This is a genomic window from Helicobacter pylori (assembly GCF_009689985.1).
GTDB lineage: Bacteria > Campylobacterota > Campylobacteria > Campylobacterales > Helicobacteraceae > Helicobacter > Helicobacter pylori_CG.
The window spans coordinates 34,894-50,707 of record NZ_QBAW01000009.1; the positions used below are offsets into that span (position 1 = coordinate 34,894).

A 15,814-nucleotide genomic window follows, 5' to 3' on the forward strand; every position below is an offset into this window, starting at 1 on the left:
TAATTTTGTTTATTATAAGCAAAACTTGGATACAATCCTAATAAAACTGCAAAATTAAGGAAAAACATGGGATTTGCAGATTTCTTTAAAAATTTTAAGATCAATAAATTGCGGACAGCACCAAGTAAGGAAGAACAGCCAAGCCATTGGGTGAAATGCCCTAAATGTTATGCGTTAATGTATCATAAAGAAGTGTTTGGTAAATACAGCGTGTGTTTGAAATGCCATTACCATTTCCGCATGAAAGCGGCTGAAAGGATTGAATTTCTATGCGATGTGGGGAGTTTTGAAGAGTTTGACAAGCACTTACGGCCTAATGATCCTTTAAATTTCGTGGACAAAGAGAGCTATAAACAACGCATTAAAAAATACGAAAAAAGGACTAACCGCCCAAGCTCAGTGATCAGCGGTGAGGCTAAAATCAACCGCATGCCTTTGCAGATCGTGGTGTTTGATTTCAGCTTTATGGGAGGGAGTTTAGGCTCTGTGGAGGGGGAAAAGATTGTAAGAGCGATCAATCGCGCGGTCGCTAAAAGAGAAGCGTTATTGATTGTTTCAGCGAGTGGGGGGGCTAGGATGCAAGAATCCACTTATTCGCTCATGCAAATGGCTAAAACGAGCGCGGCTTTGAACCGATTGAGTGAGGCCAAACTCCCTTTCATTTCGCTCTTAAGCGATCCCACTTATGGGGGCGTTAGCGCATCTTTTGCTTTTTTAGGGGATCTTATTATCGCAGAGCCTGGGGCGATGATAGGTTTTGCAGGGCCTAGAGTGATTAAGCAAACTATAGGGGCGGATTTGCCTGAGGGCTTTCAAACAGCGGAATTTTTATTAGAGCATGGCTTGATTGATATGATTGTGCACAGGAAGGATTTGAAAAAGACTTTGAGCGATCTCATCGCTATGATGACGCATAAGACTTCAAAGATTTTTTAAAGTTTTAACATTGATGCGTTGCGTGGTGTATTCTATCGCTAAAAGTTCGCCCCTAGAGTTAGTGAAAATCTATCAAAAGCAATGCAAGCGATTTGATTGCGAGTTGGAATTAGTGGATTTATTCCCTAAGAATACCGCCAACGCTCAAAAAGTTTCTAAAGAACTCGCTCAAAAAAGCTACTCTCTAGCCTTTGAGCCGTATTTAAACCCTAAGGCAAAAAACATTGCTTTACACCCTAAAGCTCAAGGGGGCGATAGCTTTGCGTTTAGTAAAATGTTAGAAAATCATCTTAATATTAATTTTTTTATCGCTGGAGCGTATGGGTTTGAAGAAAATTTTTTAAAGGATTGTCAAGCTTGGAGTTTGAGCGAGATGACTTTTAGCCATGAAGTGGCTAAAATTGTCTTATGCGAGCAAATCTATAGGGCTTTGAGCATTATTTTTAAGCATCCATACCACAAATAGGAGGTGCACATGCGTTTTTACATTATCTTTACATTTTTGTTTATTGTGGGTTTTGGCGTGTTTGTTTATAGCATCGATCCGCAAGCTTACGCCTTTAATTTAGGGAGCTACAGCTTTAATCTTCCCATTGCGGTATGGCTTATGGGCGTTTTGGGCATGTTCGCTTTTTTTTCATGGGTTTTTTTATTCAAGCACAACCTTAGCCATAAAATCCGCTTATACCACGAAAAAAGGGATTTTGACAAATTGCTCAAACAAATCCTGTCCCAAGACACCCAAAAGACTTTTTTAAAAACGAAATTTAAAAGCGATCTCGCTAAAAACCTCTCCCAAATCTTAGCCCGCTATGATTTAAAGGCTGATTTAAACACGCCAAATAGCGGGTGCGAAAAAGTGGATAACCTTTTTAAGCATTACCACAATATAGAAAACAACACCCTTGAGCCTAAAGATCACGCTAAGCATTCGTTAGCTTATGAACATGCTTATTTTTCTAAACGCTTGAAGGCTTTCATTCATAACGATTTAAAAAACGCCTTTGAAGTGTTAACAAACGCACAAATCCCTTTGGAATTACGCCGCTACGCTTTTATAGAAATCGCCCAAAAAGGCAGCAAAAAAGAGGTTTTAAAGGCTTTGAATGCGATGCAAGACAACTTGGATAAAGAGTGCGTGAAGTCTTTTTTAAAAGCCTTTTTTGAAAAATCCTTAAACACAGACACTTTAAAAATTTCAGAGCTTTGCAAAAAGGTGGGTTATGATAAAGACGATTATTTAAAGCTCGCGCAAAAAGCGCAAAAATTTCTTGTCCCCGATCAATGGTTCCAATTTTTTGAGATTTTAAGCCAAGAAGACGATAAGGCGCAAAAAGCCTTTTTATTCGTGTTGTTAGAATTAGAAATGAACGATCTCGCTAAGGAGCATCTAGCGGTTTTATCTTTTGAAGAATACATGCTTTTAAACGCTTACATGGATTTGAAACAAGAGCATAAAAAAGCCTATAAGTTAGAAGCGTTTTTGTAGGGGGTTGTTTGGCTTCATGTTTTTAGGGCAGATAAAAATAGATGGTTGCAAAAAATCAATCATCAAGGAATGGGCTAATTGGATCGCTTTTAGCGCCAAATGATAAGAGGAAAGACTAATCCTTTAAACCTTAATGAAACTAATCCTAAAAGAAACAATTAAAGCCAAAAATACGCTTTAACCCACCATAAAAAGTTTTAGTAACCCGTATTTGATGAAAACAGAGCCTTTTTATTTTCACTCAATCACTACAACAAAAGAGTTTTAAGAAGATTTAAAAAAAGGGCTAAAAAATAAATTTGTGCTTTTAAAAGATGATATTTTAAAGACGATAAGGGTATTAAAGAATACCCCAAATAACGCTTTAAAAACGCACCACCATAGTGGCCATGTATGAACCTGATTTGAAGTTGCTAGGAGCGCCTTCGGGCAATTTGATATGGAAATACTTTTGACAACCATTAACCGCTTTTTCATAATTTTTAGTGAAAGAATGATGATGGCGGTTTTCTAAAGGCCCTTTCATGTGTTTGCTCGTCAACGCAGAATGCTTTAATTTGACAAACAGAAGCAAGTTTTCACCAAACAACGATTTCATCGTAAAAGCAAACGCTCGTTTATAAAATGTCCGTTTGTCAATATCAATCCCAATAATCCCACTTCCAGCCGAATAGACTAAAGGCTTTGAATACAATCTCAGATCATCGCCATTCAAAACGCTTAACAAAATCCCTAAACTTATTAGTGTCCTAACCCCATTTTCTTTCCTTAAGATATAACATTATCCGTATGTTTAACAGATAAGGAAATTTAACTTAAAACACCTTAATGGTTGATTAAAAAATTAAAAAAAATGTATTTTTTAAAAAAGCGTTACGATTTAGAGGTTTGTGAAGATTTTTATAATTGATGGTTATTTTTGAATAATTTTTTTAAATTGATTGATAATGAGATAAGACTCTTTTTTAATCCAGTAGGGATCGCTAAAACCTTATTTTAATTTTTAAGTTTTTAGTTTTCACCATACAACCTTTTTAAAAGATAAAACACCCCCACAAGCAAAGCTATACCGATTAAAAAAGCGAGCGAGCGAGAATGCATAAAACTTGCCACCCCTAAACTCACCGCGCTACAAAGCATCGCAATAGTTGCATAAGGGAATTGTGTGATGAAATGGCTTTGCACCGAACACCCTGCCCCCGTAGCCGATAGGATAGTCGTGTCAGAAATGGGGCTTGTGTGATCGCCATAAACCGCGCCAGAAAGGATCGCTGAGACAATCAAAATAATATCGCTTTCATTGGCCATGCCCGCTCCAATGGGAAGCATGATCGCAAACGCCCCCCAGCTTGTGCCGGTAGAAAAAGCGATAAACCCAGAGATTAAAAAAAAGATTAAAGGCATATACGCACCTCCCCCATTATTTAAAAACTCCTTGCTAATGTGAGCCAAGTAAAGCCCTGTTTGAGCGTCATCTCTAATCACAGGTCCGATAGCCCAAGCGAGCGTTAAGACTAGTATCGCCGGCCCCACACTCTTAAAGCCATCAAGCATGAGTTTAAAAAAGCTCTCTTTTTCTAAAAATGGATAAGCTAAAAGATAAGTAACAATGAGCGAAAACAGCCCTCCATAAAAGAGCGAAAAACTCGCATCAGTGTTTTTTAAGATCACTGCTGTATAAACAAGCAATGATGAAATAGACACAATCAATAATAAAATAGAAAGGGGCAACAAACTCAAGGGGGCTAGTTTTGAAGAACTTTCTTCTTGCTCGTTATAAAAATCCTTCACGCCTATGTTTTGATACTTTCTCATGCTAGGGAGGTTGATTTGCCATAAAATAGTGAGAAAGACTGCAATGAGCGCAAAAATCGCATAATAATTACTGCTTAAGCTTTGAACAAGCACCGAAAAACTATCTTTCAATAAGGGCGAGCTGTCATTATTCATGATCCCCATAATATATGCCCCCCAGCTAGAAATGGGGACTAATAAGCACACCGGCGCTGAAGTAGAGTCTATGATATAAGCCAAGCGCTCTCGTGTGGAGTTATGAGCGTCGTTTAAAGACTTTGAGATTTGCCCCACGGTCAGGGCGTTAAAATAATCATCTACAAAAATAATGATGCCTGAAAAAAAGGCGATAAATTCAGGGGTTTTAGCGTTTTTAGAGTATTTTTTAGCTTTTTTGACAAAGTTTTGCACGCTACCGGATTTTAAAATCACTTGGCTTAAGATGCCTAAAAAGATTAAAAACCCAAAAACATAGAGGTTGGAAAGATTGAAATGAAGCCCCTTTTCTGGCTCATAAGTGTAAAAAACGGAAGTGATTTTATGATAAATATATTCTACAAGTTGAGAAAGGTGTAAAGAATGCATTAAAACAGCGCTCACTAAAATGCCTATAAACAACGAGAGCGCGACTCTTTTAGTGAAAACCACCATTAAAATAACGCTAAAAGGAACAATAAGACTTAACGCTGACAATCCCACCGAATAAAATCCTTTAAACTAATCCTTAAATTTCAATTAAAAGAGACAATCAATATTCACAAAATTCTTTGTTAAAAGAAGAGATGAATTTGCCAAAACAAATCGCTTAAAAGATTTTAATCAAGTGGCCGGGAGAGAGGGATTCGAACCCCCGGAGGTATGACCCTCAACGGTTTTCAAGACCGCCGCTTTCAACCACTCAGCCATCTCCCGCTATTTTCATAAAAGTCCCTTACAAAAGTCCCTAAATGACTACAATATGGAGGCGACACCCGGATTCGAACCGGGGGATCAAGGTTTTGCAGACCCATGCCTTACCACTTGGCTATGTCGCCTTAAATTTAACACTAGTGCGTCTATTGAGATAACAAAATCAAACCATATATTTATTAAATTTGGTTTAATTTGCAATGATGGTGCCCAAAGCCGGACTTGAACCGGCACGGTATTGCTACCGAGGGATTTTAAGTCCCTTGTGTCTACCAATTCCACCACCTGGGCAATTCAGGCTTTAAGCCTAGAGTGGAACGAAAGATGATCTAACTACGCTCTCTAAATATTAAAACTAGTCGCCTTGAACGATCGTGGTGTATTTGCCAACAATACCTAAAAAGTTGTTTGTCTCACGGCTCACCATTTTAATCTTGGTAACACCACCGCTTTTAGCTGCTTTTTCTACCGAACAATTGCCGGTAGCCACAAGACTAAAAAAACTCCAACAACTCGCACGCCCTTCTTTGGAGTATTGTGCATCATTCCCAGAAACTGGCATCGTTACCATGGTAACAAGAGCACCAGTTGGTTGATAAGATGCACAACCACTCATCAAAACGCCCAAGCATGTGCTAGTTAACTTCAAACGCAATCTTAAATCCTCTTAAATACTAATTAAGTTATGGAGCGGGAAACGGGGATCGAACCCGCGGCCCCGACCTTGGCAAGGTCGTGCTCTACCACTGAGCTATTCCCGCACTCTTTATTCAAAAAGACGATTGTTATTGTATCTAAACTCAATAATAAAAGTCAAGGTTTTGTTAAAATTTCCAATTCTCTTTTAAAAACAGATTGCGGCTTTGCTCTTTTAGTGGCAGTGTCTATAAAAATGCTCAAAGGCATTTTGTAAAATAAGCCATAAATTCAAATAAAACCCGTTTAAGAGTTGCTAAATATGGGTAAAAAATATACAATACCTTATAATAAGATGAAAATTCAAGGCGTTTTGCGCTCATTTTTTATTTCTTTATAATTTGATTGCATAATAATAGCTGTCATAACACATAATTATAGGAGTTTCAATCATGAAAGAAGTCATTCATTCAACGCTAGCCCCAAAAGCGATAGGCCCTTACTCTCAAGCTATCGCTACTAACGATCTTGTTTTTGTCTCTGGGCAATTGGGTATTGATGCAAGCACCGGCGAATTTAAAGGCACGGATATTCATTCTCAAACCACGCAATCAATGGAAAATATCAAAGCGATTTTAAAAGAAGCAGGGTTAGGGATGGATAGCGTGGTTAAAACGACTATTTTATTGAAAAGTTTAGACGATTTTTCGGTGGTGAATGAAATCTATGGGAGTTATTTTAAAGAGCCTTATCCGGCTAGAGCGACCTTTCAAGTGGCTAAACTGCCTAAAGACGCTTTAGTAGAAATTGAAGCGATAGCCATTAAGTAATCTATTAAAGGGACTATCAGCATGAAAAAAGAAGTCGTGGTAATAGGTGGTGGGATTGTAGGGCTTTCTTGCGCGTATTCTATGCATAAATTAGGGCATAAGGTTTGCGTGATTGAAAAAAGCGATGGTGCAAACGGCACTTCTTTTGGGAATGCTGGGCTTATTTCTGCGTTTAAAAAAGCCCCGCTCTCATGCCCTGGTGTGGTGTTAGACACCCTAAAGCTCATGCTCAAAAACCAAGCCCCTTTAAAATTCCATTTTGGGCTTAATTTAAAGCTCTATCAATGGATTTTAAAGTTTATGAAAAGCGCGAACGCCAAATCCACGCACCGCACCATGGCGTTGTTTGAACGCTACGGGTGGCTGAGTGTTGATATATACCATCAAATGCTAAAAGATGGCATGGACTTTTGGTATAAGGAAGATGGGCTTTTAATGATCTACACTTTAGAAGAAAGTTTTGAAAAAAAGATTAAAACTTGCGATAACAGCGGTGCTTATAAGATTTTGAATGTGAAAGAGACCAAAGAATACATGCCTATTGTTAATGACAATATCTGTGGGAGCGTGCTTTTAACCGAAAACGCGCATGTGGATCCGGGCGAAGTGATGCGCTCTTTGCAAGAATATTTACAAAACGCGGGCGTGGAATTTCTTTGTAATGAAGAAGTGGTCGATTTTGAGTTTAAAAATAACTTTATTGATGGCGTTATCACGCACAAGGAAAAAATCCAAGTAGAAAAAATCATTCTAGCCACCGGGGCTAACCCCGCTCTCATTAAAAAAACCAAGAACGATTTTTTAATGATGGGGGCTAAAGGTTATAGCATCACCTTTAAAATGCCTGAAGAATTAAAGCCCAAAACCTCTTCTTTATTCGCAGATATTTTCATGGCAATGACCCCACGAAGAGACACCGTTAGGATCACTTCTAAATTAGAATTAAACACCAACAACGCTCTCATTGATAAAGAGCAAATCGCTAACATGAAAAAGAATTTAGCCGCTTTCACGCAGCCTTTTGAAATGAAAGACGCCATAGAGTGGTGCGGTTTTAGACCCTTAACCCCTAATGATATTCCTTATTTAGGGTTTGACAAACGCTATAAAAACTTAATCCATGCGACAGGGCTAGGGTGGCTTGGTATCACTTTTGGCCCAGCCATTGGTAAAATCATCGCCGATTTAAGCCAAGACGGAGCGAATGAAAAAAATGCCGATATTATGCTTTTTTCTGCATTTTTTAGGGATTAAGGAATTTCTTTTTTAAACCCTAGTTTATTAAGGAGTTTTTATGGAAACGATTGATTCGGTGGTGCGTTTGTTATCTAATTTTGTGTGGGGGATTCCCATGCAAATTTTATTAGTAGGCACCGGCTTGTTTTTAACCTTTTATCTTAGGGGTTTGCAATTCAGTAAGATTTTTTATGCGATCAAAATCCTTTTTGACAAAGAGTCCCAATCTAAGGGCGACATTTCGCAATTTTCTGCTCTCATGCTCTCTTTAGGAGCGACTGTAGGCATTGGGAGTATCGTAGGTGTAGCGACCGCTATTAGCATTGCAGGGCCAGGTGCGGTGTTTTGGATGTGGGTTACCGGGCTTGTTGGCATGGCGACTAAGTATTCTGAGGGGATTTTAGCGGTGAAATACAGGGAAAAAGGGGCGTTTGGATACAACGGAGGGCCTATGTATTACATCAAAAACGGCCTTAACATGCCCAAACTCGCCATGGCGTTTGCGATTTTTACGATTATTGCAAGCATTGGCACCGGTAACATGACGCAATCTAATGCGGTTTCTTCCATTTTAAGCGAACAAGCGAACTTGCCCAGTTGGGTTTCAGGCTTGTTGCTCACTCTTTTAACCGCTGTTATTGTCATAGGGGGGATTAAATCCATTGGTAAATTCACTTCTTACTTGGCTCCTATTATGGTGCTTTTGTATTTGATCGCTATTATTTATATTATTGCTAGCCATTTTGATTTAGCCATTCAAGCGATCAAACTCATTTTTGAAGAAGCCTTTAACCCTAAACCCGTTGTGGGCGGAGCGAGCGGCGCGTTGGTAGCGACGATGATAAAAACGGGCGTGGCTAGAGGGTTGTATTCTAATGAAGCGGGGTTAGGGAGTTCAGCCATTATTGCTGCGAGCGCTCAAACGCACCACCCGGTGCGCCAAGCCCTAGTGTCCATGCTCCAAACTTTTATTGTAACTTTAATAGTGTGTTCGGCAACAGCGAGCGTGATTTTAATGGCTCCAGAATACAACACCTTGCTCCCTAATGGGGAAAAATTAAGCGCTAATTTGCTCACTCTAAAAAGCACGGAGTATTTTCTAGGATCATTAGGGGCAGTGGTGATTTTTTTGACCATGATCTTTTTTGCCTACTCTACGATTATTGGTTGGGCTTATTATGGGGAAAAATGTGCTGAATACGCCTTTGGTGAAAAAAAAGTGAAATATTACCGCTTGATCTTTTTAGCGAGTGTGATGGTGGGGGCTATGGCTAAAATTGATTTTGTGTGGAATTTAGCGGATCTTTCTAACGGGCTTATGGCTATCCCTAATTTGATCGCTTTGATTTTGTTGCATAAGGTGGTTTCTTCAGAAACGCGCTGGTATTTTAGCAAATATTCTAACAAGTAAGACGGCATGTTAAAAAGGGCGAGTTTTGTAGAAGTGAATACCGCTTCTTTAAGGCATAATTTTAGCGCAGTCAAAAGCATTGTCCCTAAAGACGCCCACATCATGGCAGTTGTCAAGGCGAACGCTTATGGGGCAGGGGCCATAAAAGCGAGCGAAATTTTTTTACAAGAAGGGGCTAATTATCTAGGGGTAGCGACCTTAGATGAAGCTTTAGAATTGCGCTCTCATTTCTCTAAAACCCCCATTTTGATTTTAGGTTATAGCCCTAATTCTAACGCTTCCATGCTGATTGATAACGATTTGAGCGCTATGATTTTTAGTCTTGAACAAGCGGAAGTTTTTTCTCAAATGGCTTTAAAATCTCAAAAACGCTTAAAAATTCATCTCAAAATTGATACCGGCATGCACCGCTTGGGATTAGAGCCTAATTTTAAAAGCATAGAAATCATTAAAAAAATCCGCGCTTTAAAGGGCTTGGAGGTGGAAGGGATATTCACGCATTTAGGCAACGCTGATGCTAGGATTAAAACCCATGCTAAAAACCAAATGAAAGCCTTTAACGCTTTTTTAGAGCAGCTTTTGGATCAAAAAATAGAGTTTCAATACCGCCATGCCTACAATTCCGCCGGCATCCTTTCTTTGTGTAATGGGAATGAAAATCGCTTCTTAAATCTCTATCGCCCAGGCATCATGCTCTATGGTTTTTACCCTTCTAATGGAATGAAAGAAACATGCCCAACCATTTTAAAAAATGTTATCAGTTTAAAAGCTCAAATCGTTCAAATCAGAAGCGTTAAAAAAGGCGAATTTATTGGCTATGGCGAGCATTTTTACACCAATGAAGAAACTTTAGTGGGTGTTTTGGCTCTAGGGTATGCAGACGGGTTAGTGCGCGCTTTAGGCAATCGCATTCAAGTAGCGATCAATAACCAACTAGCCCCCCTTATTGGCAAGGTGTGCATGGATCAGTGCTTTGTCAAGCTCAATAATATTCAAGCCAAAGAGGGCGATGAGGTCATCTTGTTTGGGGATAAAAGCGCTAAGGCTAACGACGCAAGCGAAATCGCTGCACTTTTAAACACCATTCCTTATGAAACCATCAGCACCCTATCCAAACGCTTGGAGCGCGTTTATATTTAAAATCAAACCATGCAAAATTTTTATTTTGCGCTAGAATGCGCGAAAAATAAAAATGTAGGATTGATTATAAAATGAAAAAAGTTTTATTTCTCTTTTTACTGGTAATAAGCTTTTTGGGGGGTTTTTTGAACGCTTCGAGCTTGTATGAAAGGCTTGTTAATAAAGAAACGATCAGCGTTGGCACAGAAGGCATTTACCCCCCTTTCACTTACCACAATAAAGAAGGCAAGCTCACCGGCTATGATGTGGAAGTGGCTAGGGAGTTGGCTAAAGAGCTTGGCGTGAAAATCAAATTCAACGAAACTTCATGGGATATTATGCTTACAGGCTTGAAATCGGGGCGTTTTGATATGGTCGCTAACCAAGTGAGTTTGACGACTAAAAAACGCCAAGCGACTTTTGATAAAAGCTTGCCCTATAGCTATTCAGGAACGATCATGCTGGTTAGAAAAGATGAAAACCGCATTAAAGACATTAAAGACATTAAAGGTTTGAGAGCGGCTAACACTTTAAGCTCCACTTATGGGGAAATCGCTTTCAAATACGACGCTCAAATCGTTTCGGTGGATTCTATGGCGCAAGCTTTGTTGTTGGTGGCGCAAAAACGAGCCGATTTGACCTTAAATAGTTCTTTAGCGATCTTAAACTACCTAAACACTCACAAAAACAACCCCTTTAAAATCGCATGGGAGTCCAAAGAAAAAGATGGGGGCGCTTCCTTTGTCATCAACAAGCACCAAGAAAAAGCCTTAGAGCTTATCAACCAGGCGATGCAAAGATTGATAGATAGGGGGGTTTTAAAACGCTTAGGCGAACAATTTTTTGGAAAAGATGTCAGCCAGCCATAATTTGTCTTTGTTTTTTGAATCTTTAGATTTGAGCAAGGAGCGTTTGGAATTATTATTAGAGGCTTTCTACCCCATGCTAAAAGCCGCTTTTTGCATTTCTTTGCCTTTAGCGATCATTTCTTTCATTTTGGGCTTATTCATTGCGGTTTTGGTGGCTCTCATTAAGATCGCGCCCCCTAAACATTTCATTCATAAGGCTTTATTAGCGGGCGTGAATTTCTATGTTTCGCTCATTAGAGGCACGCCTTTATTGGTCCAAATCGTGGTGGTGTTTTATGGTTTGCCCGCCCTTAGAGTCTATATTGATCCGATCCCGGCAGGCATTATTGCCTTTTCTTTTAATGTGGGGGCATACGCTTCAGAGACTTTGAGGGCGAGCTTTCTTTCTGTCCCTAAAGATCAATGGGATTCAAGCTTGAGCTTGGGCTTGAATTACTTGCAAACCTTTTGGCATGTCATCTTTTTTCAAGCGCTCAAAGTCGCCACGCCCAGCCTGAGTAACACTTTCATCAGCCTTTTTAAAGAAACTTCTTTAGCTTCGGTGGTAACGATCGCAGAGGTTTTTAGAATCGCGCAGCAAAAAGCGAACGCCAGCTATGACTTTTTGCCTATTTACTTGGAAGCCGCTTTGATTTACTGGCTTTTTTGCTTGATTTTAGAAGTGATCCAAAAGCGCATGGAAAAAATCTTAAATTAAGTTGGCTCAATCTAATCTCTTTAATATTTGATTATAATACAGCCTGAATAAAAATAAGGAGATTCTCATGGGTGTGTTTTTGGATAATAGCATTAAAAATGTGGTAGATGAATTGAATGTTCGTTATTTTTTGCCTGACATTCAGCGTGAATATGTGTGGCTCAAAAAAGCCGATGAAAAAAAGATAGAGCAACTTTTTGACTCCATTCTTAGGGGCTATCCTATTGGCTCTTTTTTATTTTGGAAATTACAAAAGGAAGATATAGCCAAGAGCGACGAACAAGACGAGAATAAACTCAATTTCCAACTCTATCAATTCATTACAAATTACGATGAGCGAAAGCCTCACAATGAAAAAATGCGTATTGAACAAATCGTGCGTGATGAGTTGTTTATTGTCCTGGATGGCCAACAGCGCTTAACCTCGCTTTATATTGGGCTTAAAGGCAACTCTTAAGAAAAAGGGGGCTAGAAACGATAACCCCAACGCTTATGAAGAGAAGCGTTTGTATTTGAATTTGAAGCACCAGCCAAACATGGACGATCCAGAAGACAATTACCAATTTGAATTCCATGCCAAAGCGCCTGCAAACGATGAAAATCATTTTTGGTTTAAGGTGGGGGATATTTTAGAGTTGGAAAGTGTGTGGAATTATGCAGAAAAACAGGGTATAAAAGGTAATGCATTGGATTTACTAGAAAAGCTAAAAGACGCTTTTCACACCAAACAACTCATCTCATTTTTTGAAGAAAAAGAAAAAAATCTTAATAAAGTTTTAAATATCTTTATCCGTGTCAATAGCGGCGGGGTTAAGTTAAGCTATTCGGATTTATTGATGTCCATTTTGACAGCAAGCTTTTCAAGCGATATTAGAGAAAAAATGAATGAGTTAGTGGATGCTTTAAAAGACAAAGACTTTCCAAATGTGGAGCAAGACCAGGTGCTAAAAACTTGCTTGTTTCTCATTGGTAAAGACACTACTTTTGAATTAAAAAATTTTAATAAAAATAATATCAAAGAGATTGAAGAAAATTGGGAAAAAATTACAGAAAGCATCTATAACGCTGCAAAACTATTAGAAACTTTTGGTTATGTAAAATATCTGGGTTCAGCTTATATTCTATCCACTTTAGCCTATTTTTATTTTTAAAACAAAAAATGGATAAAAACGATGAAGAACAAGCCCTAAAATTTGTCCGCAACGCTCAAATCACGAGTTATTTTAGTAACTCAACGGATACAAAATTAAACAACATAGCCAATAGCATGAAGGATGCGCAAACTTTTGAGCGGTTCAACCACAATTTAGCCAAACATGAGAAAAATCCTTTAAAAATCACTAACGATGCTATAGAAGAAATGATGTGTTCTAGTAGCGATTCTCGAGTCTTTCCTATCTTACAAATCTTATACCCAAACTTGAACTGCAAAACCACCACTTTTCATATAGACCATATTTATCCAAAGTCCAAGTTTGATGAGAAAAATAAAAAATTAAATAAAGATTTCTATAAGTGTGAGAATCATCTATACAACCTCCAGCTTTTAGAAGGCCAAGAAAACAGCGCCAAAAAGGATAAAGACCCAGAAAGTTGGCTCAAAGAAGAATATAAAAATGAGCAAGCCATAGAAGAGTATAAAAAAAGAAATTATATTGACCCTACCCTAAAATTAGAATGGGAAAACATCAAGGAATTTCGTGAAAAAAGAGAAGAAGCTATCATTGAAAAATTAAAGGAAGTGTTATTGCCCAAGTCTTAATAGGAGTGTTTTCGTGGCTGATATAATCAAGTAAGCGTTTAAAACGGGTAAAACAAAATTTAAACTCGTTTAAGTGATTCTTAATGATAAAAAAGGTAGAATGATTCACTTTTTAAGTGCTAATCAAATTTCATTTAATGCTTGTTATCTAAAAAATGCTGTTAAGGTGTAAGGTAGTTATATAAAATCAATCTTATCCATCTTAGTTTCAAAATGACAAATTTAAAACAGGGCGATAGCCTAGTGAAAGGATAGTCAATAAAACATTTAGGCAAAAAAGAGGTAAGAACCTTAGGGTTATCTTCGCTTGGCGGGACTTTAGAATTTTACGATTTTATCATCTTTGTATTTTTTACGAGTATCATTGCCAAGCACTTTTTCCCAAACACCCTCAGCCCCATTTGGTCTGAAATCAACACTTATGGTATCTTTGCTGCAGGTTATCTAGCGCGCCCGCTTGGCGGCATAGTGATGGCTCACTTTGGGGATAAATTCGGTCGTAAAAACATGTTCATGCTCTCTATTTTATTGATGGTGATCCCAACCTTTGTGCTGGCTTTGATGCCAACTTTTAATGATTTGGTGAGTTTTGGCGTTGATAGCATGGGACTTACCCCAAAAAATGCTCATTATCTTGGTTACATAGCTCCTGTTTTTTTGATATTTGTTAGGATCTGTCAAGGCGTTGCTGTGGGTGGTGAATTGCCTGGCGCTTGGGTTTTTGTCCATGAGCATGCTCCGCAAGGCCAAAAAAACACTTATATCGGTTTTTTAAGCGCTTCTGTAGTTTCTGGGATTTTGCTTGGGAGTTTGGTTTATATTGGGATTTACATGGTTTTTGACAAGCTTGTTGTTGAAGATTGGGCTTGGCGGGTTGCTTTTGGGCTTGGAGGGATTTTTGGTATCATTTCTGTCTATTTGAGACGCTTTTTAGAAGAAACTCCTGTTTTTCAGCAAATGAAGCAAGACAATGCCTTAGTTAAATTCCCGCTTAAAGAGGTGTTTAAAAATTCTCGCTTTGGCATATTAATCTCCATGCTTATCACTTGGGTTTTAACCGCTTGTATTTTGATTTTTATCCTCTTTGTTCCCAATTTTACCCTTACGCATCCTAATTTTCATTTCACTCCGTTTGAAAAAACCTATTTTCAAATTTTAGGACTTGTTGGTATTGTAAGTTCTATTATTTTAACCGGGTTTTTAGCCGATAAAATCAAACCGCACAAAGTTTGTATGGCTTTTAGTGTGGCCTTTGGGTTTTTTGGCTTTTTATTCTTCAAAGAATTTTATTCTAACGCGCCAAGTTTAGTCAATACCGTAGCTTTATACTCTTTTTAGCCTGCTTTTGTGCGGGTATTATGAATTTTTGCCCCATTTTTATGAGCGATGTGTTTAGCGCTAGAATCCGTTTTAGCGGGATTTCCTTTGCTTATAACATAGCCTATGCTATAACCGCTGGCTTTACCCCTCAACTTTCAAGCTGGTTAAACGCAAAAGCTATAGCAGCACCTGAAAGCTTGCAAAGTTATGGTCTAAGTTTTTATATTTTTGTGGTTGCTTCAATCGCTTTTCTCGCATCGCTTTTAATGGCGCCAATTTACAATAAATCTAATACCCAACACGAAGTGTCGCCCACAGCATGAAAGAAGCGCAAACTTTTGAATCATTCAACCAAGATTGAGCCGATTTTCATTAAACCATATTATTTTAAAAAATCATATTGACCCTAGAATTAAAAATATAGAGAAATTTCGTGGAAAAAGAGAGAAAAAGCTAAAAAAGGAAGCATTATTATTTAAGTTTTAATAGGGTGTTTTAGTGCTACTTGTTGTAAGGGTTTAACGCTTAGCGTTGGTGGATTTTGGTTATGGTGAAATTCTTAACATTCAAAGATTTTTGAACTTATCGTTTTAGATTTCATTTTGTTGTAAAACTCTTAAGGGGGTGGGGGGATATTATAATTCCTCTCTGCAACCTCATTAAAACCCCCCCTAGCTCCCTATGGAGTGTATCACAATAAGATTATCGCTTGATTGAGCTTTTCAATATTTTCACGCTCAAAACACCCACCCATAATTAAAAAACACCTTAAAATGGTTAGCCCCTTCATTGAAAATAAAAGAGTT

General features: G+C 38.3%; 13 protein-coding genes, 4 tRNA genes and 2 pseudogenes. 12 read left to right on the plus strand and 7 right to left on the minus strand.

Annotated features, from left to right (window positions below; all coding sequences use genetic code 11):
- Positions 1-66 precede the first annotated feature (66 nt).
- From accD to DBU79_RS06575, 3 genes are read left to right on the plus strand one after another with little or no spacing between them, the layout of a single operon-like run.
- Entirely contained in the window at positions 67-936 is an 870-nt protein-coding gene (accD, locus tag DBU79_RS06565; RefSeq protein ID WP_000505037.1) for an acetyl-CoA carboxylase, carboxyltransferase subunit beta, read from the plus strand.
- Positions 937-949: 13 nt separating this feature from the next.
- Positions 950-1,402 (plus strand): 23S rRNA (pseudouridine(1915)-N(3))-methyltransferase RlmH, encoded by a 453-nt coding sequence (gene rlmH / locus DBU79_RS06570; RefSeq protein ID WP_128045474.1) that lies wholly within the window; start codon positions 950-952, stop codon positions 1,400-1,402.
- A gap of 9 nt (positions 1,403-1,411) precedes the next feature.
- Positions 1,412-2,425 carry a LapA family protein gene (locus tag DBU79_RS06575; RefSeq protein ID WP_154411920.1) on the plus strand — a complete coding sequence of 338 codons (1,014 nt, stop codon included), beginning with the start codon at positions 1,412-1,414 and terminating at the stop codon, positions 2,423-2,425.
- Between the two features lie 364 nt (positions 2,426-2,789).
- On the opposite strand, the gene DBU79_RS06580 is transcribed toward DBU79_RS06575, so the two are convergent.
- From DBU79_RS06580 to DBU79_RS06610, 7 genes are all read right to left on the minus strand, one after another.
- Positions 2,790-3,152, minus strand: a complete 363-nt coding sequence (locus DBU79_RS06580; RefSeq protein WP_000953800.1) for a hypothetical protein — start codon at positions 3,150-3,152, stop codon at positions 2,790-2,792.
- Between the two features lie 284 nt (positions 3,153-3,436).
- The gene (locus DBU79_RS06585) at positions 3,437-4,918 is read right to left on the minus strand and encodes a Na+/H+ antiporter NhaC family protein (protein ID WP_154411921.1); all 1,482 of its coding nucleotides are present in this window, start codon (positions 4,916-4,918) and stop codon (positions 3,437-3,439) included.
- Positions 4,919-5,043: 125 nt separating this feature from the next.
- Positions 5,044-5,131 (minus strand) — tRNA-Ser (locus tag DBU79_RS06590).
- Between the two features lie 47 nt (positions 5,132-5,178).
- Positions 5,179-5,253 (minus strand) — tRNA-Cys (locus tag DBU79_RS06595).
- A 79-nt stretch (positions 5,254-5,332) separates the two neighbouring features.
- Positions 5,333-5,419 (minus strand) — tRNA-Leu (locus DBU79_RS06600).
- Between the two features lie 64 nt (positions 5,420-5,483).
- Positions 5,484-5,783, minus strand: coding sequence for a TRL-like family protein (locus DBU79_RS06605; RefSeq protein ID WP_154411922.1), 300 nt, complete (start codon positions 5,781-5,783; stop codon positions 5,484-5,486).
- A 31-nt stretch (positions 5,784-5,814) separates the two neighbouring features.
- A tRNA-Gly gene (locus tag DBU79_RS06610) sits at positions 5,815-5,889 on the minus strand.
- 327 nt (positions 5,890-6,216) lie between these two features.
- Here DBU79_RS06610 and DBU79_RS06615 point away from each other — a divergent pair.
- From DBU79_RS06615 to DBU79_RS06655, 9 genes and pseudogenes are all read left to right on the plus strand, one after another.
- Positions 6,217-6,594 carry a RidA family protein gene (locus DBU79_RS06615; protein WP_000665808.1) on the plus strand — a complete coding sequence of 126 codons (378 nt, stop codon included), beginning with the start codon at positions 6,217-6,219 and terminating at the stop codon, positions 6,592-6,594.
- Positions 6,595-6,615: 21 nt separating this feature from the next.
- On the plus strand, positions 6,616-7,848 hold the full coding sequence (locus DBU79_RS06620; protein WP_154411923.1) for an NAD(P)/FAD-dependent oxidoreductase: 1,233 nt from the start codon (positions 6,616-6,618) through the stop codon (positions 7,846-7,848).
- A 40-nt stretch (positions 7,849-7,888) separates the two neighbouring features.
- Positions 7,889-9,241: an alanine/glycine:cation symporter family protein gene (locus DBU79_RS06625; RefSeq protein ID WP_154411924.1), complete on the plus strand. Its 1,353-nt coding sequence runs from the start codon at positions 7,889-7,891 to the stop codon at positions 9,239-9,241.
- A gap of 6 nt (positions 9,242-9,247) precedes the next feature.
- A complete protein-coding gene (alr, locus tag DBU79_RS06630; protein ID WP_154411925.1) occupies positions 9,248-10,381 on the plus strand; it encodes an alanine racemase in 1,134 nt (377 codons plus the stop codon).
- A 71-nt stretch (positions 10,382-10,452) separates the two neighbouring features.
- The gene (locus tag DBU79_RS06635; RefSeq protein WP_154411926.1) at positions 10,453-11,229 is read left to right on the plus strand and encodes an amino acid ABC transporter substrate-binding protein; all 777 of its coding nucleotides are present in this window, start codon (positions 10,453-10,455) and stop codon (positions 11,227-11,229) included.
- Entirely contained in the window at positions 11,213-11,926 is a 714-nt protein-coding gene (locus DBU79_RS06640) for an amino acid ABC transporter permease (protein WP_154411930.1), read from the plus strand. The genes DBU79_RS06635 and DBU79_RS06640 overlap by 17 nt, the downstream gene beginning before the upstream one ends.
- A 67-nt stretch (positions 11,927-11,993) precedes the next feature.
- Positions 11,994-12,383 (plus strand): DUF262 domain-containing protein, encoded by a 390-nt coding sequence (locus tag DBU79_RS08060; RefSeq protein WP_154411927.1) that lies wholly within the window; start codon positions 11,994-11,996, stop codon positions 12,381-12,383.
- Positions 12,361-13,688, plus strand: a pseudogene (locus tag DBU79_RS06650) (GmrSD restriction endonuclease domain-containing protein). The gene DBU79_RS08060 and the pseudogene DBU79_RS06650 overlap by 23 nt, the downstream one beginning before the upstream one ends.
- Before the next feature lie 258 nt (positions 13,689-13,946).
- Positions 13,947-15,331: pseudogene (locus DBU79_RS06655) on the plus strand (MFS transporter).
- Positions 15,332-15,814: the final 483 nt, after the last annotated feature.